Raw genomic sequence first — 19,546 nt, 5'->3', positions numbered from 1 at the left:
ATCTTTGTGCAACAAAGCCGTGTCTGATCAATACAATGTTTTTGCAAAGGGTATTGTTATAACAATATTTATAATGTCCTTCATTTTTGTTTACCCTAAATCATTATTACTTGCTTATGATCTATTAGTGATTTTGGTAAGTAATATTTATTATGTTTTGCCTTCCAAATTTTTTCTTCTATTATTCTTGGTGATATCTCCATTTTTATTGCCATTATTTTTCTTGATTCTAGTACTCGTATCAATTGTCTTAAAGCTTAGAGAATTTAATTGTTTAAAAAAATATGTAGAGAAATTAATTTAAAATTAGAGAAAAATGAATATTATAAAAAAAGCGATAAGCGTATCCCTTCTAATTTTTCCTCATATATTAAAGCCTCATTTTTATTTGTACTTATGGCTTTACCATTACAGTTGTGGGGCAGTTGGATATTAGGCGTTGGGAAGCAAGGTGAGGAACATGCAAAAATATACTTAAAATCCCCCAATTATAAGACTGTAATGCTAATAAACAATACAGTATTTAACGCTGTGTTAGTTAGTAAAGTTAAAGGAGGTTATCTTTTTGTTTTACATGAGAATGGTAAGAATAATAACAAAGCGACTTTTATCTCTGATAGCGCTATTTTAAGGATTGATTAAATCTAAACTTGCCTTTTATATAAACCTTATGTAACTCTAATATAGGAATATTGAGGCTTTTCTATGGAAAATACTGGAATTTGGGTTGCAGTTATCATTGTTGTTTTTGTTTTGGGATCAATTTTTGGTCTACGTGTAAGTCCTAGAGAAAGAGCTTTAGGTATGATGCGTGATAAAGCAAGAAAAATGGGACTACATCCTCGATTAGTTGCAGCACCTGCATGGACAAAAATTCCAATGGCGACTGAAAATCGTGCCAGCATGGTTGCTTACTACAGTATTTTACTTCCAGAAGCTCGACTTCCTTTAATGCGTGCACGAATTGTAGATCAGCAGTTTGATCTTGTGCATGGGGATGAAAAATTTAAAGATTTTCCCATTGCATTAAAAGGTATTTATGCTATTGATATGCAAGCTAACTGCGTAGGACTCTATTGGGATGAAGAATCTGACCTAAGAGCCACTCAATTAGATGATATGAAAGCATTATTAATTTCATTGGCTGAATTTTAATTTATACCCATATAAACAGGAATAACGGTTCATTATGGCGAACGCTCCTCGGTCCACATCCAAAAGCACTACTACAGCAGCTAAATCTTCCGAAGCTGGGAAAAAACGTGCACTCGTGATTGTGGAGTCGCCTGCAAAAGCGAAAACAATCAACAAATACTTAGGTTCTCAGTACATTGTTAAATCATCTGTGGGTCACGTACGTGATTTGCCAACAGGTGGTTCTGCGAAGTCGACAGAGAAAAAACCTGCTACGCGTACAAAGTTAACCGATGCTGAGAAAGCTGAAAAAGCTCAAAATGCATTAATTAACCGTATGGGTGTAGACCCTGAACATGACTGGAAAGCAAAGTATGAAGTGCTTCCAGGTAAAGAACATGTTGTTGCAGAACTAAAAAAACTCGCATCGCAAGTCGATGAAATCTATCTCGCAACGGATATGGATAGAGAAGGGGAAGCAATTGCTTGGCATTTAAAAGAAGTGATTGGTGGAGATGATTCACGTTATCAACGTGTTGTTTTCAACGAAATTACGAAAAATGCTATTCAAGAAGCTTTTAAACAACCTTCTCGCCTAGATACTGACAAAGTTAATGCACAACAAGCACGTCGTTTCTTAGACCGTATTGTTGGCTTTATGATTTCGCCATTACTGTGGGAAAAAATTGCCCGTGGTTTGTCGGCAGGTCGTGTGCAATCTGTTGCAGCAAAACTCGTTGTGGAACGTGAACGAGAAATTCGTGCATTTATTCCAGAAGAATATTGGCAAGTTTTTGCAGATACGCAATCTCAAAAAGATGACATTCGTTTAGAAGCAGTGAAACAAGGTGGTAAAACCTTAAAACTGCAAAATAAAGCACAAACAGATGCTTTATTAAAAATTTTAAACGATGCTGAATATAAAGTTTCAACACGTGAAGATAAGCCAACTAAGGTTAATCCTAGTGCGCCATATATCACGTCTACGCTTCAACAAGCGGCAAGCACACGTCTTGGTTTTTCTGTAAAGAAAACCATGACTATGGCACAACGCTTATATGAAGCTGGTTTCATTACCTACATGCGTACGGACTCAACATTCTTAAGTGATGATGCTGTAAGTATGGTGCGTTCGCATATTGAAACTGAATTTGGTGAGAAATATCTTCCTGAAAAACCAAATAAATACGGTAATAAGGCAGGCGCACAAGAAGCCCATGAAGCAATTCGTCCATCGAGTGTTGCACTCAAAGGCGATCAGCTTGCAGGTGTAGATCGAGATGCTCAACGTCTTTATGACTTAATTTGGCGTCAATTTGTTGCGTGTCAAATGACACCTGCACAATATTTATCATCGACTATTTTGGTTGATGCAAATGGCGTAGAACTGAAAGCGAAAGGTCGTACTTTAGTATTTGACGGTTTCACCAAAGTTCGTGGTCAAAATAAATCTGATGACGATGTGTTATTACCTGCAGTAAAAGTGGGTGAAGTGCTTAAACTTGAGAAGCTTGATCCATCTCAACACTTCACAAAACCACCTGCACGTTTTACAGAAGCATCGCTTGTAAAAGAACTCGAGAAAAAAGGTATTGGTCGTCCATCGACCTATGCTGCAATCATCTCAACGATTCAAGATCGTGGTTATGTGAAAATTGATAACCGTCGTCTTTTTGCAGAGAAGATGGGCGAAATCGTGACTGATCGTCTCGATGAAAACTTCAATAACTTAATGAATTATGCGTTTACCGCAGATTTAGAAAGTCAGCTCGATAAAGTTGCAGATGGTGATCGTAACTGGAAAGAGTTGCTTGATAGTTTCTATGGCGATTTCAAAAAGCGTTTAACGACTGCTCAGGGCGAAAACGGTATGCGCCGTAATCAACCTGTAGAAGTTGAAGCGGTTCATTGTAAAGAATGTGACCGTCCAATGCAGATTCGTACAGGTACAACAGGCGTATTCTTAGGATGTTCAGGTTATAACTTGCCACCAAAAGAACGCTGTAAAGGTACGTTTAACTTAACGCCAGTAGAATCGCTTGCAGCATTGTCTGATGATGATGCAGCCGAAACAGCTGACTTAATGTCTAAAAAGCGTTGTCCAATTTGTGAAACAGCAATGGACAGTTACGTGATTGATGGCGGTCGTAAATTACATGTTTGTGGTAATAACCCAGACTGTAATGGTTATGAACTTGAAGAAGGTGAGTTCAAAATCAAAGGTTACGATGGTCCAACCATTCCATGTGACAAATGCGAAGGTGAAATGCAATTGAAGACAGGTCGTTTTGGACCGTACTTCGCTTGTACAAGCTGTGACAATACACGTAAAGTTTTGAAAAGCGGTCAACCTGCGCCTCCACGTGTAGATCCAATTAAAATGGAGCATCTACGTTCTACAAAACATGATGATTTCTTTGTATTGCGTGATGGTGCGGCAGGTTTATTCTTAGCTGCAAGTAAGTTCCCTAAAGTGCGTGAAACACGTGCACCTAAGGTTGCTGAGCTTCGTAGTGTTGCTGAGCAGCTCGATCCGAAATATCAATTTATTTTGCAAGCGCCAGATGTTGATCCTGAAGGGAATCCAACATTGGTGAAATTCAGTCGTAAAAACCAAGTGCAATATATTGGTTCTGAAACGCCTGAAGGTAAGCAAACAAAGTGGAGCTTAGTTTACCAAGATGGTAAATGGGCTGAAGCTTAAAATGCTCATCTAAGTGATTAAAAAAATGCTGACTTTGGTCGGCATTTTTTATGTCAATTTAAAACCTAAGTTTGTGGATATTGTCCATTTTATCCACAGTTTACTTTTTAAATGTGGGTAAGTTTTCCTCAATCAGAAGAAAACTTTTATGGTTTAACAGCGTAACGACTTGAAATTGCAATTCGATTCCATGTGTTAATCACGATGGCTAACCATTCAACAGCACTGATTTGTGCATCGGTTAAAAAGGGTAAGGCATCTTCATAAATAGCATCATCCACTTGCCCATCCGACACTAAGGTAATGGCTTCGATCAAGCTTAATGCTGCACGTTCTTGTTCATTAAAATATTCAGTTTCAGACCATGCATTTAGCAAAGTTATACGATCAATACTTTCACCTGCTTTTAATGCATCTTGCGTATGTAAACGAATGCAAAAAGCACATTGATTCATTTGTGATGCACGAAGTTTAAGTAAGTGAGCAAAACCATGGGTTATTCCTGACTCATCAAGCTTTTGCATTGCGATTTGATCGAGCTCAATTACTTTTTGATAAAGTTCAGGGGCAGATTGTCCTAAATTAATTCGCTTCATGGTTATTTATCATATTGCTGTATTTACATATAGTATGAAGCATCAACCTTACATCCTAAAGTTCTTTAGCACATGCCTACAATAAAAACATTTGTTCTTGCACCAGATTCATTTAAAGAAAGCATGACAGCCGAACAGGCGTGTATGGCAATGCAACGAGGTATTCAGCAGGTATTTCCGCAAGCACAGTGTATTCATGTTCCTATGGCAGATGGTGGCGAGGGAACGGCTGATGCACTTATACATGCGTTAAGTGGAGAAAAATTTCATTGTTCAGTTCAAGGGCCATTGCCACATCAAACGATTCAAACCTATTTTGGGCTTGTGGATAATGGTCAAACCGCCATTATGGAGATGTCAAAAGCCAATGGTATAGATTTACTTGAAAAATCACAGCGTAATCCATTATTTACCAGTACTTTCGGCACAGGACAAATGATTCGCCATGCTTTAGATTTAGGTGTGAAAAAAATCATTATTGGTTTAGGTGGTAGTGTGACCAATGATGCTGGAAGTGGTATGGCACAAGCTTTGGGTGTTCGTTTTTTAGATGATTTTGGAAATGAAGTTCAGATGTGTGGTGGTGTTTTAAATCAAATATCGAAAATTGATTTAACTCAACTTGATGTTCGCTTAAAAGACGTTGATATTTTAATTGCTTCAGATGTGAATAATCCTTTGTGTGGTGAAAATGGTGCATCTTATGTTTTTGCTCCACAAAAGGGTGCTACGCCTGAAATGGTCAAACAACTTGATGCAAATCTTCTTCACTTTTCCAATATTGTTGAATCTGTTTTAAGTGTTGATGTTCGAAATGTTGCGGGTGCAGGAGCTGCAGGTGGTTTGGGTTTTGGCTTAATGGCTTTTGCCAATGCAAAAATTCAATCGGGTGCGAGTTTAGTCATAGAGCAAACAGGTTTGGCTGAAAAGATTGCTGAAGCGGATTATGTGTTTACAGGTGAGGGAAGTATCGATTTTCAGACCAAGTTTGGGAAAACGCCTTGGGCTGTGGCGCAAGTAGCGAAGGGATTGAATAAGCCGTTAATTGCTTTTGCAGGACGAGTTGGAGATGATGTTGAGCCTTTATTTGATGAGGGTTTTACTCAAATTATTTCGATTAATGAACTCAATTGTAATTTGGATGTTGCTTTGAAAAATGCAGAGAAGAATTTAGAAAAAGTTTGTAAGAGCATAGTGGAGTTTCTTAGTCTGAGATAGTCTTTTTATAAAGGAAAATTGTTATAATTAGAGGGACGTTTAGAGTGGTATTTAAGTAGTATGAATCAAATTTTATATTTATTTAATGAATTGAAAGAAGTAAAACTATTATCAACTCAGTTAGGTGAACATGCATCAGCGAGTACGGGCTGGAAGAAATATTTGAATACTAATAATCATTTAATTGTGCGTCAACACTTAAATATTTTGGAAAGTATTTCACTTACTTTATTTGAATCGTTAAAAATTGAAGCAGAAATAAATGATCATGAAATTTATGATTCAACATGGATTGAACAAGTTCTAGAAGCTTTGCATTTTAATGGTGTATTTAAGAGGAATTTATCACAAATTTCGAATCAAACTTTAGAGTATTTAAGGATGACAGCAAGAACATGGCAACATGGGTTTGAAGTCAAATCTTCTTTAGATGAAGAAAAGGTTAGCCATTTGATAACAGCATTAGAAGAACAAAGAGCTGAAATTATTAGAGATAATAAGATTAGTTTGGATTTAAAGAGAATACTAGTAATTGAATTAGATAAGTTGATTTGGGCTTTGAAAAAGTACTCTCAAGTTGGAGATATTATTCAAGGGGCACTGAAAAATATTTATGCTGAGATTCTATTGAATCCAGAAGTGCAGAATGAATTCTTCAAAAGATCAAAGCTAAAAAATACTGTTTCTGAAATATCATCTTATTTGACTATAGGTGCTACTGCTTATCAATATTTACCAGAATTAACTCAAAAAACAGTTGATATATTGAAACTAGTAAGTGGGAATGATTAGTTTATTTCGATGCGCGTAAGTTATTAAATCAAATCTGCTAAACTACAGCTTCACCAAGCACGATGAGACACCATGAGTTTAGCCAGCCTAATTGATGAATTAAATCCACAACAAAAACAAGCTGCGACAACAGAGTCAAAGCATAGTCTAGTTTTGGCAGGTGCAGGCTGTGGTAAAACCAAAACCATCGTAGCGCGTGCTGCATATTTAATTGATCAAGGTGTTCCTGCAAATCAAATTCAAATTTTGACTTTTACGCGTCGTTCGGCAAGTGAAATTGTTGCACGTGTAGAATTGGCACTTGGTGATCAAGCCAAAGGTTTACGTGCATCTACCTTCCATACTTTTTGTATGTATCTTTTACGCCGTATTCCAAAAGCATTTGGCTTAGAACAATTTTCAATTATCGATCGTGATGATCAATTGATGATGTTCCGCCTTATTCGCGGAAAAGATGATAAGAAAAACCCAAATCAATTGCCTAAACCACAAGAACTCTGCGACTTATATTCGTTTGCACGAAATACACGTCAGAAACTTAGCATTGCCTTAGAAAAACAACATCCTGAACATATTGTTTTTAAAGACCAAATTGCTGAAATTATGAAAGAATACGAAACACGAAAACGTGCGCGTAGTTTTCTTGATTATGATGATATTTTAGCAATTGTAGCTAAAGCTTTAGATGAATCGGATGGTTTAGTCGATTATGTTTCTTCAATTTGTCGCCATATGTTGGTCGATGAAATGCAAGATACCAATCCTTTGCAATGGGCTTTGTTAGAGCCTTTAAAAGAAAAAGTAAGCCTCTTTTGTGTGGGTGATGATGCACAATCCATTTACGGTTTCCGTGGTGCAGATTTTGAAAATATTCATCATTTTAAAGATCGAGTACCCGATGCAAAAATCCATAAATTAGAAAAAAATTATCGTTCAACGCAAGAAATTTTAGATTTATCGAATTGGTTATTAGATCAGAGTGAAATTAAATACGATAAGCATTTGGAGGCACATCGAGGTGAAGGTGTTAAGCCAAGATTGCATGTTTTCCCAAATGAATTTGATGAAGCCAAATGGATTGCGGTTGATATTAAAGAACGTCATTTCTTAGAAGGAAAACCGTGGAAAGATCACATGGTTTTGGTGCGTTCAAGTTTTGCGGCTCGTCATATTGAGGCGGCTTGTATTGCTTCAAATGTACCTTATCGATTTATTGGTGGTATGAAGCTTCTTGAAACAGCGCACGTGAAAGATTTGGTGAGCTTATTACGTGTGATTGCCAATCCATTAGATGATATTGCGTGGATGCGTTTTTTGACCTTATGGAATGGCGTGGGTGATGTAGGCGCAAGCCGTTTGGTACAGCAATTACTTATAGAACCTGAGTTTGATAAGCTTGTTGAAAAATTAGAAGGTTTTGGGCGTATTCCAGAAAAAATGTTACTCATGATGAAGCAAATGAATGTGCTTCGTGGTGAAGTGAAAGAATGTGTGAGTTTAGGTGTTCAAGCGCTTGAAGATCAATTAGCCGAAAACTATAAGAAAGATTGGAATCGTCGCCAAGGTGATTTTGAACTCGTCAAACAATTGGCATCTAAGCATGATCAATTGAGTGAATTTTTAGAAGCTTATGTGCTCGATCCTGTTTCAATTTCAGAAATTGAACGCCAGTCTGAAACGGATGCCGTGACTTTAATTACTATTCACTCTGCAAAAGGCACAGAACAAAAAGTTTGTTATGTTGCGAATGTAACTGCAGGGCAATATCCAAATGCACGTGCCCAAGGTAATTTTGATGATGTTGAAGAAGAGCGTCGTGTTCTTTACGTGGCTTTAACTCGAGCACAAAATGAATTGATTTTAACCAAGCAAAATTTAAACTTATGGGCAAAAGATATTATTGATGAACAAGGTCGTAAAGTTGAAAGTTATTTCTTAAATGATTTAACTCGAAATTTATGCACTATGGAAACGCATCATAAACCACGGCAACAAACTGTGAAAACGGCATTAATTGAGCGTCAGTCGATTAATTTAGATTTTGGTATCGATCTCGATTAAACTATAGCGAGATGTTTTGTACAAAAAGTAGAGTAGGCGAGTGCTTTTTGGTGATTTTTGCCTATTTTAAGGTTGTAAGATGAAAATTTTAGTTCGTAACTTAGAACGCACTGTAACAGAACCAGAACTTTTAAAATTGTTCCAAGGCTTTGGTACTGTTGGATCTTGTACATTGGTTCTAGATGCAGAAACAGGAAAATCGAAAGGTTTTGCTTTTGTTGAAATGCCACATGCGCGTGAAGCAATTAAAGCAGTAAAAGGATTAAACACTTTACGCTTACACGGACATGGTATTCGTGTGAAATTGGCTGAAGATAAGCCTAAAGCGGAAGAACAGCCAAAAGCTGCTGAATAAAAGTGATATAAAAAGGGAGCAAATAAAGCTCCTTTTTTATGCATTGATTAAATTGAAATAGATCATGCATAAATTTTATTGTGAATTATCAATAATTACGTTTAATCTAGATGATGACAAAAACGCCAAATATTAGGAATCATCTTCATGTCACGAGTTGCTCGCTTTCACGCAGATCGCACAAATCAAAAATTATATTTTGCACGTCTTTCGTGTCAACAAGCAGAGCAAACTGAACATATTCAACAAGTGCAAGCATATCGTGAAGCTGCGGTCTTTCATTTGCATGGTGCTGTTTTAGCTTTTTTACAGGAATTGGTTCGTTACTACAGATTAAGTGATGCAAATCCAACATTAAAGTCTATTGAAGAACATATGACAGCAAAAGGGCAGGTTTCGCCTGAAATTAGCATTTTACAAAAGCTTGCGAAAGATGGTTTTATTGCAGAGTTAAAACGTGCTTATCGTTTATGTCAGTACACGCCAGAGCCAAGTGCACCAGAACCAGAGCAAGAAACATCATCTAATTTAATTATAAAAGTGACGCAAACTTCACAAGCTTGGTTGCCGGACACAAAAATTTTAAGAGAATGGCATCGAGATATTACGCAACTGATTGATGGTTTTCGTAACGAGATGGTCGAATTTTAATAATCAGATGAATGGCTCTTGAATTCTAAAGTTATGACCTAATATTAAACATTCAACGAATGAAAATACATTTGCTACCATGTTGAACATGGAGGATATATGTCGATAGAGCAATTGAAAGAGTTATTTGGCAGTCAAGAAGCGATCTTAGAACTCGTTCAACTTGAAGATGGTGAATTGGCATTGCGTAATGCAGGTTCTGAAGATCCTTTGGTGAAAATTCAGTTTAATGATGAAGTTCGTGCATTATTGGGTGAAAAAATGCCCGTGGTTGCACAGCAAATGATTCAGGCTGCTTTATTTGCACTTATGGAAAAGGAAGTCGCTGAATTTGAAGCAGTTGTTGTAGATGAAAAACCAAAATTTATGAGCTAAATTTTTTGCTAAAAAAGCGCACCATTGAGTGCGCTTTTTTAATTTTGATTTAAATATTTTTAATGCGATGAAGATTGATGATGTGCAATGTCAATTTGATGGAGAATATGATTGGTCATGTTTTTCGCCATTTCTTCTTTTGCAAAATAAACTTCACCAATATTATCTTTACGAATCACTTCAGCTTCGGCTTTACTTTCCGCACATACTAAAACTTGAATTTGCGGATTCAGTGTTTTTGCAATATCGACAATTTTATGAATATCTAAAATATCCATAGGGGAAAGGACTAAAAGACGTGCATGTTGGATATGCGCTTGAATGAGTACACTTGGCTCGGTTGCAAGACCACAAACCGCAGCGATATCTTTTTCACGCAAATTTTCTACAATTTCACGATTTTCTTCTGCAATCACAACTTTAATATCTCGTTCCATTAAAGTTTTGGTAATACGACGACCAACCTCACCATGTCCAACAATAACGACCTGATCACGCAGGTAATCTTGTGAAACGGCATCTGGTAGCATGGCTAATGGGTCACCACTGCGCTCAAGTAAACGCGCCAATTGTGAGCGATTACGTATCCAGTTTTGTATTGGTTCTACTGCAGAGAAAACAAATGAGTTTAAGGTGATGGAAATTAAAGCACCTGCCAAAATTAAATTTTGACCCTCAAGTGATAATAATTGTAGAGAGACCCCAAGTGTTGCCAAAATAAAGGAAAACTCACCAATTTGGGCTAAACTTGCCCCAACTGTAAGTGCTGTATTAATTGGATATCTAAAGAAAAGCACCAATGCCATGGCTGCAATTGTTTTACCAATCATAATGATGGCAACAACGCCAAGGACATGAAGGGGTTGTTCAATTAAAATTCGTGGGTCGAATAACATTCCGACAGAAACGAAAAATAAAATAGAGAAAATTTCACGAAGTGGAAGTGTTTCTGCTTCTGCACGTTGACTAAAGTCCGACTCTTTAACCACCATCCCCGCAAAGAACGCACCTAAAGCCATAGAAACGCCAAAGACTTTGTATGCACCAAAGGCGATGGAAACTGCCGCAGCAACAACGGTCAGAGTGAATAATTCACGAGAACCTAAACGTGCGACCACTTGCATAATCATTGGAACAAGTCGTTTACCAATAATGAGCATGAATGCAATGAAGCCAACAACTTTAAGTAAGGTAATGCCTAATGTTAGCCAAATATTTTCATTTGCAGCATCTGCTGATAATGCTTGTCCGCCAAGTAAAACGGCTGTTGCGGGTAAAAGTACTAAGACTAAAACCATAACAAGGTCTTCGACCAATAACCAACCGACTGCAATTTTTCCGTTAACAGAGTTTATTAAACCTCTGTCGCCTAAAGCTTTGAGTAAAACAACGGTACTTGCGCAAGAAAGACTTAAACCAAAGACCAATGCAGAGCCGAAACTCCATCCCCAAAGCATGGAAATACCCATACCAAGTAAGGTTGCAACTGTAATTTGTAAAATAGCACCAGGTATGGCAATACGACGTACTTGTACTAAATCTTTTAATGAGAAGTGCATACCAACACCAAACATAAGGAACATTACCCCAAGTTCGGCAAGCTGATTTGCAAGATGTAGGTCACCAACAACCCCGGGTGTATTAGGGCTAATAATAATACCGGCAATAAGATAGCCAATAAGAGGTGGTAAACGTAATCGGGCGGCTATATAGCCAAAAATAAGGGCAACCCCAAAGCCAACGGCAAGTAATATTATGAGCTCTACATCATGTGGCACTAAAAACTCCTTAAGTCAAAGTTAAGGTTTAAGATAAATAAGCACAAAGAATGCCAAAAAAATCATTTATAAAGTGTAACAAGCCGAATAAAAAAAAGGCAAAAAAAAACGACCTTTGCGGGTCGTTTTTCTTAAAAAACTAAAATTATTTAATTTTAGCTTCTTTGAAGATTACGTGTTGACGGATTTTTGGATCAAATTTTTTGATTTCCATTTTTTCCGGCATAGTACGTTTGTTCTTAGTAGTGGTATAGAAATAACCTGTACCAGCTGAAGAAACTAGACGAATTTTATCACGCATTGTACAGACTCCTTAGATCTTTTGACCTTGAGCACGAAGGTCAGCAACAACCTTTTCGATACCCAATTTGTCGATAATACGCATACCCTTAGTAGTTAGACGAAGACGTACGAAACGTTTTTCGGTTTCTAACCAGAAACGGTGGTGATGCAGGTTCGGCTCGAACCGGCGTTTGGTTTTGTTATTGGCGTGCGAGACATTGTTTCCAACGACTGGACGCTTGCCGGTAACTTGGCAAACCTTAGACATGGTGAACTCCATTGCTAGACAGCACCGATTGTGCTGCTAGTCATTAAAAGTAAACGGATGAAATCATTCAAGGGGCGTTTTATACCAAAAATACGCTTAAAAGACAAGCGAATTTATGAAAAACACGACCTACGCATGTGCGATAGCTCATGCCTTGATCAGTTATCGAAGTAGAGTCTTCGAAATTAGTCGATGAATCGGCTTATCGAACGGAGGGAGAATGAATTTCAAGCTATACAACTTGGGATTAGACATCATAGACCGTTCATGTGACAAACTGAAAAAACCTTCTGGACCGTGATATTTTCCCATACCTGAAGCACCAACGCCACCAAAAGGTAAATCGTCTTGTGCAACATGGGTTAAAACAGTGTTCAATCCAAAGTGACCTGAATGTGTGCGCTGTGCAACATAATCTGCACGCGCCTGATCAAAGTCGAAATAGTATAATGCAAGTGGACGCGGACGGCTATTAATAAACTCAATTACATCATCTATTTGATCATATTCCATAATAGGAAGGATGGGTCCGAAGATTTCATTCTTCATGATTTCCATGTCGGAAGTCACGCCAGTCAAGATTGTTGGCACAATTTTACGATTTAAACTGGCATTTTCGCTTTGTGGATTTATTTCAATTATTTTTGCACCAAGTTCTCGTGCATTTTCTAAATAACCCTGCAAACGATTATATTGTTTGTCATTTACGATAGATGTGTAATCTGGATTATTTAAAATGCTTGGATACATTTCGAGCACATATGTCTTGAAATATTCGATGAATTCAGATGTTTTTCCTTTAGGGAGAAACATAAAGTCAGGTGCAACACAGGTTTGTCCTGCATTCCATAATTTTCCTACGGCAATTCGCTGTGCAACATCGGCCATATCACTTGATGAATGTACAAGTACAGGCGATTTACCACCAAGTTCTAAAATAACAGGAACTAAGTTTTCTGCTGCTGCTGCCATAATTGTTTTACCGACATTGGTTGAGCCAGTAAAAATAATTTTATCGAATGCTAAATGACAAAATAAGTCAGAAATAACACCGCCACCATTTACTACAGCCACAAGTTCTTGTGGAAAAGCTTCTGCAATTGCTGTTTCTAAAACACGACCAAAATTTGCAGATGCACTCGAAATTTTAATCATGGCGTGATTACCTGCTGCAAGCGCACAAATAAGTGGGCCAACGGAAAGTAATAAAGGGTAATTCCATGGTGCAATAATGCCAATAACACCTAAAGGTTGATATTCAACCCAAGCTTTTGCAGGTTGATGGATGATTCCAACATGACGTTTAGAGGGTTTCATCCAAGCTTTTAGGTTTTTACTGTAATATTTGATATGCTCTAAGCAAGTTAGGAGTTCGCCAATTTTTGTTTCGCTTACTGAGCGGTTTCCATAATCTTGATTAATTGCTTCAGCAAATTGATCTTGATATTTAACTAAGACACGTTTTAATCGAGCAAGTCGGTCAATACGTTCTTTCGCTGTAGGCACAGGATAACGCTGATAAGCGAATTTTTGTAATGAAAGAAGTTCATTTAAACGCTGTTCGTCAAACGAATGCGCGGTCATCGTTGTATTTTTTGTTTGACTGTTCATGGCAAATTACATTTAATAAAAGCGAATAAGTTAGTTTTTAGAGTATTTACTCTAAATAGTCAAGATACTTCATGTTAGTTTGTTAACATTATATACAGATGGTTATGTCAGGATGTCTCAGTCAAAAACGGTCAAAACCAAAGAGCGTATTTTACAGCTAAGTTTGCAATTGTTTAATGAGCGCGGTGAGCGTTCAGTAACAACGAATCATATTGCCGCTGAGCTAAATATGAGCCCTGGTAACTTGTATTATCATTTCCGAAATAAAAGTGAAATCATTAAAGAGTTAATGGAGCAGTATCAATCTGAAACGCTTGAAATGTTGGCATTACCAGATGATCGAGTTTTAGATGCAAATGATAAAATTCGTTATTTCCAAGTATTAAGTAGCCAATTATGGGCATATCGTTTCTTGCATCGTGACGTTTATCATTTGGTTGAGAATAACGAAGACTTCAGAAAAATGTATCCACGTTTTGCAGGTCAAGTGATGCAGCAAGGGCAGAAGGTCTATAAGGCTTTTGTGAAAGCTGGCTTGATGGAAATGACGGATTCAGAAATTGAAGCATTAACCATTAATTTATGGATTGTTTTGACCAACTGGACAAACTTCCTTTATATGTCGGGTCATATTAAAGATTCAAATACATTGGAAGAAAAGTGGGTATGGCAAGCTTTACGTCAAATGGTCTTCTTAGAAGGTGCTTATTTGCGTGGTGAAAGCAGAAATACGTATGAAGGATTATTGGAATCTTTTGGTTCATCTGAATTATTCGAAAGTCTTTCATCTGCAAAAAAAATAGATAGTGAATAATTCTATTTTGTCTGCAATAGAAAAGCGTTAGAATACTCGGCTTATTTTAATTTACTGATTAGCGATATAAAACAACATGAATATGACGACTGCCAACACTGCACGTTTGTTAATTACCTGTGAAGATAAACCAGGTATTGTGCAAGCTGTTTCTAGCTTTTTGTATCATCAAGGAGCGAATATTACAGCTCTTGATCAATACGCTACAGCGGCTCAGGGCGGGCGTTACTTTATGCGTGTTGAGTTTGAGCTAGATAACTTACAAAGCCGTAAAGAAAACCTAACCCAAACTTTTGCATCGAATGTTGCTGAACGTTATGAAATGCAATGGCGTTTGGCTTTAGTGAGCGATGTTAAAAAAGTAGGTATCTTGGTTTCAAAAGTAGACCATGCATTGCTTGAGCTTTTATGGCGTCATGCGCGTGGTGGTTTACCATGTGAAATTACGAAAGTTGTTTCTAACCACGACACATTACGTGAGTCTGTAGAAAACTTTGGTATTCCATTTGAAGTTGTACCTGTAAATAAAGAAAATAAACGTGAAGCTTATGCACAAATTGATGAGTTGATGCAAGGTAATGACTTGCTTGTGCTTGCACGTTATATGCAAATTCTAGATGAAGAATTTGTAAAAAAATGGGAAATGAAAGTGATCAATATCCATCATTCATTCTTGCCTGCTTTTGTAGGTGCAAATCCTTATAAACAAGCGCATGAAAAGGGTGTGAAGCTTATTGGTGCAACAGCTCATTATGTAACAGCAGACCTAGATCAAGGTCCTATTATTGAGCAAGATGTTGAACGTGTAAGCCATGACTTTACCGTGGATCAACTTCGTGACTTAGGTCAAGATGTAGAGCGTAATGTGTTGGCACGTGCGGTTAAATGGCATTTAGAAGATCGAATTATTGTAGATGGTAATAAGACTGTTGTATTCCAATAAGTCTTTATTTGATACAGATAAAAAGGCATACTAAAAGTATGCCTTTTTTTATTGAAGATATGAATCACAAGTAATATAAATCAATAAAAAAGTAATAAAAATAGACAAATTAAATGTTGCAAATGAAAACACTTCTCATTTATCATTGTGCCACTTTAATTGTACAAACCGATAAGTTTAATTGCTGCTTTGAAACTGCAATTTTCTTTTGAAGGTAACAGAATTTAATGACTCAATCTGCCGCACCTATAATGCCTGAACATAATCCGATGAAAAAGAAAGTCATTATTGCTTTAACTGCAGTAATTGTCGGACATTTGAGTATTATGTGGGCTTTGAGTCATATCAAGACTTTAGAAATCAAGCCAAACGAAACCAAACCAATGAGTGTTCGTTTCGTAACAATTGCAGATGAACCGGTGGTTGAACCCGTAAAACCAGTTGTTCAACCGCCAAAACCAGAACCCAAAGTTGTTGTTGAGCCTGTTGTACAACCTAAAATTATTACTCAAAAGCAAAAAGTAACTGAGAAAAAGGTTCAACCTAAAGAAGAAGTTGTAGATAAAAAGAAAGTTGATCAAGAGCGTTTAGACAAATTAAAGCAGCAACAAGAACAGCAAGAACAACAAAAGCGTTTAGAGCAACAACAGCGTGATCAACAGCAACGTGAACAAGCTGAACGCCTTGCAAATGAACAACGTGAAAATCAACGTCGTCAACAAGAAATGAATACTCCGAAAAAGCTAAACATCGGTCAAATTTCTTGGTCACGTTCACCAAAACCAGTTTATACAAACAAAGATTTACAAGGCTCTAATCGCATTATTGTTGTTTCTATTGAAGCAGATGCGAAGGGTAGCATCACCAATGTAAGAGTAATTAAATCAAGTGGTATAGATGCCCTTGATCAAAAGATTGTACGCGCTGTAAAAAGTGCAAAATTCAAACCTTATAAGGAAAATGGTATTTCATATCCGTTTAAAGCGGATCAACCATTTGAACTTACATTGAATTCTAACGGCTAACATTTATCAGGAGTTCGAGTATGAACTTTTCAGTTTATTGGCAACATGCAGATGCAGTCAGCAAAACGCTGTATTTTGTATTATTGGTGATGTCGATTACGACATGGACCGTCCTTATTTTACGTTTAATAGGAACGCGCCAACTGAAACAAATTGCTTATGCTCAACTTTCTAAAGCTATTAATGCATTGAAAAATAAGCTTTCACCGTTATCGTTTGAACAACGTAAAGCGGTTGCAGAGCAAGCACTTCTTCGTCAAATTTCTGTTGAAAAATCTTCTGCTGAAAAAGGCGTTGCAGTACTTGGAACAATTGCTTCACTTGCACCATTTGTTGGTTTATTTGGTACAGTTTGGGGTATTTTCCATGCTTTAGTTGCTGTTGGTAAAAGTGGTCAAGCAGGTTTGGCTCAAGTTGCAACACCTGTAGGTGAAGCACTTATTATGACTGGCTTTGGTTTAGCGGTCGCAATTCCTGCGGTTATTGCATATAACATTTGCACACGTTTCAACAAAACATTAAGCAATGAATTGCAAGATCATGCACATAGCTTATTAATTGACACCATGTTGCAACAAGATTCATCAGCTCAAAAAGTTGAAGTACAAGAAACAGGAAAAGGTTTAGTTGGAGGTCAAGTTTAATGGCTTTTCAATTGGGTGAAGACAACGATAGTGGCATGAATGAGATGAACCTCATTCCACTTATCGACATTATGTTGGTATTGATGATCATCTTCTTGGTGACTGCGACCGTTGCCAACCCATCGATTCCATTAACTTTGCCGCAAACATCTGCTGAAATTCAAGATCAACCACCAAAAGCAATTACGGTAAGTATTAATGTAAATGGTGATGTGGCTTGGGATGATAAAATGATCACTTTGGATGAGTTAGAAACTCGTTTTAATGAAGCTGGTCAGCAAGAGCAAAAACCAACTGTACAACTGCGTGCAGATAAAGAATCTAAATACGATACTGTTGCACAAGTGATGTCACGTGCGAGTGAAGCCGGACTCAGTGATATTGCCTTTGTAAATGAAAACTAATATTTAGAAATTTTTTCTAAAAGCGATCCAAGTGGGTCGCTTTTTTGTGCTCAAATTTAAAGTTAACGCTTACGAAATTGATCGGGCGTCAGGTTCATCCATCGTTTAAACATATTAATAAAAGCTGTCGCGTTGGAATAGCCTAAATCGAGCGCAATACTTTCCACTTTTTTACCTTCATTCAGCATCGACATGGCTTTCATTACTTTCAGCCTTTGTCGCCATTCATTTAACGACATACCAAGTTCTTTTTGACTATAACGAGCAAGAGTACGTTCGGTCATATTACTCATTTTTGCAAGTTCTTCTAAAGAACTATGATCTGATGGGTTTTGATGTAAGTAATCTAAAATTTGTTTAAGCCCTGAATGATTTGAATGTGGTAAATAAGTGCGAATTATTTCTGCATCCTTTAATTGATCAAGCAAAACATAAAGTAAGCGCATATGTGCAGGATCATTCAGATCTTTAGGATAATCACGTAATTGATGTAATAACGCACTCACAAGCGGCGTGGTGAGCATAATGCCTGCATGTTTAGGTAAGTGTGCGCAGAGGTTTTCATGGACATATAAAGTGCCATGAGAGACTTGTGTTCTATTCAAACCACTGTGTTTTAAGTTGGGCGGAAGCCAAATACCATAAGGTGGTGGGGTGATGTAATCATTATTGGCGATATTCACTTCTAGAACGCCATTAAATGAATACACAAACTCACCCCAAGCATGTCCATGCACAGGATAAACCGACTGAGCAGGGTCTTCTCTAAAATGAATCCAGAGAGGGGCAATAATCTCATCATTGGTTTTGAGCTGTTTGAAGGTGCTTATATCATCGTTGCGATTTTTGCCCATGTGAAAATTGCCTGAATAAGATGATTATTTGTCTGAATAAGATTATATATTTAATTTACGACAGTTTTATAGTGTGTTTCTTTGTTGTAATTGAGTAAGCATCGTGGAATTGCGTAAGTCGCTAGATGCACAAGCATCTGGCTTAATGGTTATATTGTGTATTGTTTGGGGAATACAGCAGGTGGTGCTGAAATTGGCAGCGCCTGATATATCACCGATTATGCAAATTGCCATTCGATCGGGTTTAGCTGCAATTTTAGTGTATCCACTTATTCAATTACCGAAAGGAACGCATTTATATACCAAAGAGTATGTCTTGCCAGGTATTTGGCTCGCATTTTTATTTTCTGCTGAGTTTATTTTTGTGGCTGAAGCTTTACGCTTTACATCGGCATCTCATACAGTGGTATTGCTGTATACGGCTCCAATTTTTGTAGCTTTAGGTTTGCATTGGAAATTGCCATCAGAGCGGTTATCTACAATTCAATGGGGCGGTATTTTCATTGCATTTTCAGGTATTGTTTTGTCCTTTATTGGGCGTGAACAAAAAGTAGGTATCAATTTACAGCAAGTTTTGTTTGGTGATGCTTTAGCGTTATGTGCAGGTATTATGTGGGCATTGACAACAATTTCTTTACGCTTAACAAAACTAGGTGATGCACATCCTACACAAACGCTTTTCTATCAATTGGTGGGAGGGTGTCTTTTTTTATTGCCTGTCGCTTATTTTACAGGACAAACGGTAATTCATTGGACTGTACTTGCTATAAGTAGCTTGGCATTTCATGTGTTTGTGATGTCTTTCTTTAGTTTATTGCTTTGGTTTTGGTTGCTTAGAAAATATTTAGCCAATGGTTTGGGGGTTTTCTCCTTTTTAACGCCAATTTTTGGTATGGTCTTTGGCGTTGCATTTTTAAATGAAAATATTGAAACCAACTTTATTTTAGGTACTTTGCTAGTTATGGCAGGAGTATTTATTGTGACTTTGCATCAATGGATTAAACGCAGTTTAGCTTTTCCTAAATCTCTTAGATAAA

At 37.3% G+C, this 19,546-nt stretch carries 21 protein-coding genes; 15 read left to right on the top strand and 6 right to left on the bottom strand.

The genetic code is table 11. From position 1 onward, the window contains the following. Nucleotides 1-270 precede the first annotated feature (270 nt). The 3 genes from A6M14_RS12035 to topA all read left to right on the top strand — a co-directional run bounded on the left by A6M14_RS12035 (nucleotide 271) and on the right by topA (nucleotide 3,838). Nucleotides 271-642 carry a hypothetical protein gene (locus tag A6M14_RS12035; RefSeq protein ID WP_152875335.1) on the top strand — a complete coding sequence of 124 codons (372 nt, stop codon included), beginning with the start codon at nucleotides 271-273 and terminating at the stop codon, nucleotides 640-642. A gap of 63 nt (nucleotides 643-705) precedes the next feature. Beyond that, nucleotides 706-1,155 (top strand): ammonium transporter, encoded by a 450-nt coding sequence (locus A6M14_RS12030; RefSeq protein ID WP_152875333.1) that lies wholly within the window; start codon nucleotides 706-708, stop codon nucleotides 1,153-1,155. A 34-nt stretch (nucleotides 1,156-1,189) separates the two neighbouring features. Next, nucleotides 1,190-3,838, top strand: coding sequence for a type I DNA topoisomerase (gene topA, locus A6M14_RS12025; protein WP_152875332.1), 2,649 nt, complete (start codon nucleotides 1,190-1,192; stop codon nucleotides 3,836-3,838). A gap of 146 nt (nucleotides 3,839-3,984) precedes the next feature. Here the strand turns inward: topA and A6M14_RS12020 are convergent, their stop codons facing one another. Then, on the bottom strand, nucleotides 3,985-4,434 hold the full coding sequence (locus A6M14_RS12020) for a carboxymuconolactone decarboxylase family protein (RefSeq protein ID WP_152875330.1): 450 nt from the start codon (nucleotides 4,432-4,434) through the stop codon (nucleotides 3,985-3,987). Between the two features lie 81 nt (nucleotides 4,435-4,515). Here A6M14_RS12020 and A6M14_RS12015 point away from each other — a divergent pair, with 81 nt between their 5' ends. The 6 genes from A6M14_RS12015 (at nucleotide 4,516) to A6M14_RS11990 (ending at nucleotide 9,886) form a co-directional block, all read left to right on the top strand. Beyond that, nucleotides 4,516-5,652, top strand: coding sequence for a glycerate kinase (locus A6M14_RS12015; RefSeq protein ID WP_378226880.1), 1,137 nt, complete (start codon nucleotides 4,516-4,518; stop codon nucleotides 5,650-5,652). A 60-nt stretch (nucleotides 5,653-5,712) separates the two neighbouring features. Then, nucleotides 5,713-6,444 (top strand): hypothetical protein, encoded by a 732-nt coding sequence (locus A6M14_RS12010; RefSeq protein ID WP_152875326.1) that lies wholly within the window; start codon nucleotides 5,713-5,715, stop codon nucleotides 6,442-6,444. 72 nt (nucleotides 6,445-6,516) lie between these two features. Further along, nucleotides 6,517-8,505 carry an ATP-dependent helicase gene (locus tag A6M14_RS12005; RefSeq protein WP_152875324.1) on the top strand — a complete coding sequence of 663 codons (1,989 nt, stop codon included), beginning with the start codon at nucleotides 6,517-6,519 and terminating at the stop codon, nucleotides 8,503-8,505. Between the two features lie 79 nt (nucleotides 8,506-8,584). Beyond that, nucleotides 8,585-8,860 (top strand): RNA recognition motif domain-containing protein, encoded by a 276-nt coding sequence (locus A6M14_RS12000; protein WP_152875322.1) that lies wholly within the window; start codon nucleotides 8,585-8,587, stop codon nucleotides 8,858-8,860. 147 nt (nucleotides 8,861-9,007) lie between these two features. Continuing rightward, the gene (locus A6M14_RS11995; protein ID WP_152875321.1) at nucleotides 9,008-9,511 is read left to right on the top strand and encodes a DUF6586 family protein; all 504 of its coding nucleotides are present in this window, start codon (nucleotides 9,008-9,010) and stop codon (nucleotides 9,509-9,511) included. Between the two features lie 99 nt (nucleotides 9,512-9,610). After that, nucleotides 9,611-9,886 carry a hypothetical protein gene (locus A6M14_RS11990; protein ID WP_152875320.1) on the top strand — a complete coding sequence of 92 codons (276 nt, stop codon included), beginning with the start codon at nucleotides 9,611-9,613 and terminating at the stop codon, nucleotides 9,884-9,886. 59 nt (nucleotides 9,887-9,945) lie between these two features. Here A6M14_RS11990 and A6M14_RS11985 read toward each other — a convergent pair whose 3' ends face one another. The 4 genes from A6M14_RS11985 to A6M14_RS11970 all read right to left on the bottom strand — a co-directional run bounded on the left by A6M14_RS11985 (nucleotide 9,946) and on the right by A6M14_RS11970 (nucleotide 13,825). Further along, nucleotides 9,946-11,664, bottom strand: a complete 1,719-nt coding sequence (locus tag A6M14_RS11985) for a cation:proton antiporter domain-containing protein (protein WP_188110906.1) — start codon at nucleotides 11,662-11,664, stop codon at nucleotides 9,946-9,948. A 145-nt stretch (nucleotides 11,665-11,809) separates the two neighbouring features. After that, nucleotides 11,810-11,965: a 50S ribosomal protein L33 gene (gene rpmG / locus A6M14_RS11980; protein WP_001205031.1), complete on the bottom strand. Its 156-nt coding sequence runs from the start codon at nucleotides 11,963-11,965 to the stop codon at nucleotides 11,810-11,812. Nucleotides 11,966-11,977: 12 nt separating this feature from the next. Beyond that, nucleotides 11,978-12,214: a 50S ribosomal protein L28 gene (gene rpmB, locus A6M14_RS11975; protein ID WP_053578814.1), complete on the bottom strand. Its 237-nt coding sequence runs from the start codon at nucleotides 12,212-12,214 to the stop codon at nucleotides 11,978-11,980. A 162-nt stretch (nucleotides 12,215-12,376) separates the two neighbouring features. After that, nucleotides 12,377-13,825, bottom strand: a complete 1,449-nt coding sequence (locus A6M14_RS11970; protein ID WP_152875319.1) for a coniferyl aldehyde dehydrogenase — start codon at nucleotides 13,823-13,825, stop codon at nucleotides 12,377-12,379. Nucleotides 13,826-13,937: 112 nt separating this feature from the next. Between A6M14_RS11970 and A6M14_RS11965 the strand changes: the two genes are divergently transcribed. The 5 genes from A6M14_RS11965 to A6M14_RS11945 all read left to right on the top strand — a co-directional run bounded on the left by A6M14_RS11965 (nucleotide 13,938) and on the right by A6M14_RS11945 (nucleotide 17,655). Continuing rightward, nucleotides 13,938-14,639 carry a TetR/AcrR family transcriptional regulator gene (locus tag A6M14_RS11965; protein WP_152875317.1) on the top strand — a complete coding sequence of 234 codons (702 nt, stop codon included), beginning with the start codon at nucleotides 13,938-13,940 and terminating at the stop codon, nucleotides 14,637-14,639. A 76-nt stretch (nucleotides 14,640-14,715) separates the two neighbouring features. Next, entirely contained in the window at nucleotides 14,716-15,582 is an 867-nt protein-coding gene (gene purU, locus A6M14_RS11960) for a formyltetrahydrofolate deformylase (RefSeq protein WP_152875315.1), read from the top strand. Between the two features lie 227 nt (nucleotides 15,583-15,809). Further along, on the top strand, nucleotides 15,810-16,607 hold the full coding sequence (locus tag A6M14_RS11955; RefSeq protein WP_152875313.1) for an energy transducer TonB: 798 nt from the start codon (nucleotides 15,810-15,812) through the stop codon (nucleotides 16,605-16,607). A gap of 20 nt (nucleotides 16,608-16,627) precedes the next feature. Continuing rightward, the gene (locus A6M14_RS11950) at nucleotides 16,628-17,251 is read left to right on the top strand and encodes a MotA/TolQ/ExbB proton channel family protein (protein WP_152875311.1); all 624 of its coding nucleotides are present in this window, start codon (nucleotides 16,628-16,630) and stop codon (nucleotides 17,249-17,251) included. Further along, complete coding sequence (locus A6M14_RS11945; RefSeq protein WP_152875309.1) at nucleotides 17,251-17,655, top strand: ExbD/TolR family protein; 405 nt, start codon at nucleotides 17,251-17,253, stop codon at nucleotides 17,653-17,655. Before A6M14_RS11950 ends, A6M14_RS11945 begins: the two co-directional genes overlap by 1 nt. A gap of 62 nt (nucleotides 17,656-17,717) precedes the next feature. On the opposite strand, the gene A6M14_RS11940 is transcribed toward A6M14_RS11945, so the two are convergent. Then, entirely contained in the window at nucleotides 17,718-18,509 is a 792-nt protein-coding gene (locus A6M14_RS11940; RefSeq protein ID WP_152875307.1) for a helix-turn-helix domain-containing protein, read from the bottom strand. A 103-nt stretch (nucleotides 18,510-18,612) separates the two neighbouring features. On the opposite strand from A6M14_RS11940, the gene A6M14_RS11935 reads away from it, so the two are divergent. Beyond that, nucleotides 18,613-19,545 (top strand): EamA family transporter, encoded by a 933-nt coding sequence (locus A6M14_RS11935; protein ID WP_188110905.1) that lies wholly within the window; start codon nucleotides 18,613-18,615, stop codon nucleotides 19,543-19,545. The last annotated feature ends 1 nt before the right edge of the window (nucleotide 19,546 follow it).

Source organism: Acinetobacter portensis (assembly GCF_009372215.1).
GTDB lineage: Bacteria > Pseudomonadota > Gammaproteobacteria > Pseudomonadales > Moraxellaceae > Acinetobacter > Acinetobacter portensis.
This window is presented reverse-complemented; position numbering and strand designations above follow the sequence as displayed.

Excerpts from the sequence above, each read along its gene's own strand:
- A6M14_RS11945 (WP_152875309.1), top strand. The coding sequence starts at position 17,251 with ATGGCTTTTCAATTGGGTGAAGACAACGATAGTGGCATGAATGAGATG.
- rpmG (WP_001205031.1), bottom strand. The coding sequence starts at position 11,965 with ATGCGTGATAAAATTCGTCTAGTTTCTTCAGCTGGTACAGGTTATTTC.
- rpmB (WP_053578814.1), bottom strand. The coding sequence starts at position 12,214 with ATGTCTAAGGTTTGCCAAGTTACCGGCAAGCGTCCAGTCGTTGGAAAC.
- A6M14_RS11955 (WP_152875313.1), top strand. The coding sequence starts at position 15,810 with ATGACTCAATCTGCCGCACCTATAATGCCTGAACATAATCCGATGAAA.
- A6M14_RS12005 (WP_152875324.1), top strand. The coding sequence starts at position 6,517 with ATGAGTTTAGCCAGCCTAATTGATGAATTAAATCCACAACAAAAACAA.
- A6M14_RS12010 (WP_152875326.1), top strand. The coding sequence starts at position 5,713 with ATGAATCAAATTTTATATTTATTTAATGAATTGAAAGAAGTAAAACTA.
- A6M14_RS12020 (WP_152875330.1), bottom strand. The coding sequence starts at position 4,434 with ATGAAGCGAATTAATTTAGGACAATCTGCCCCTGAACTTTATCAAAAA.
- A6M14_RS11950 (WP_152875311.1), top strand. The coding sequence starts at position 16,628 with ATGAACTTTTCAGTTTATTGGCAACATGCAGATGCAGTCAGCAAAACG.
- A6M14_RS12030 (WP_152875333.1), top strand. The coding sequence starts at position 706 with ATGGAAAATACTGGAATTTGGGTTGCAGTTATCATTGTTGTTTTTGTT.
- A6M14_RS11940 (WP_152875307.1), bottom strand. The coding sequence starts at position 18,509 with ATGGGCAAAAATCGCAACGATGATATAAGCACCTTCAAACAGCTCAAA.
- A6M14_RS11990 (WP_152875320.1), top strand. The coding sequence starts at position 9,611 with ATGTCGATAGAGCAATTGAAAGAGTTATTTGGCAGTCAAGAAGCGATC.
- A6M14_RS11965 (WP_152875317.1), top strand. The coding sequence starts at position 13,938 with ATGTCTCAGTCAAAAACGGTCAAAACCAAAGAGCGTATTTTACAGCTA.
- topA (WP_152875332.1), top strand. The coding sequence starts at position 1,190 with ATGGCGAACGCTCCTCGGTCCACATCCAAAAGCACTACTACAGCAGCT.
- A6M14_RS12000 (WP_152875322.1), top strand. The coding sequence starts at position 8,585 with ATGAAAATTTTAGTTCGTAACTTAGAACGCACTGTAACAGAACCAGAA.
- purU (WP_152875315.1), top strand. The coding sequence starts at position 14,716 with ATGAATATGACGACTGCCAACACTGCACGTTTGTTAATTACCTGTGAA.
- A6M14_RS11995 (WP_152875321.1), top strand. The coding sequence starts at position 9,008 with ATGTCACGAGTTGCTCGCTTTCACGCAGATCGCACAAATCAAAAATTA.
- A6M14_RS11970 (WP_152875319.1), bottom strand. The coding sequence starts at position 13,825 with ATGAACAGTCAAACAAAAAATACAACGATGACCGCGCATTCGTTTGAC.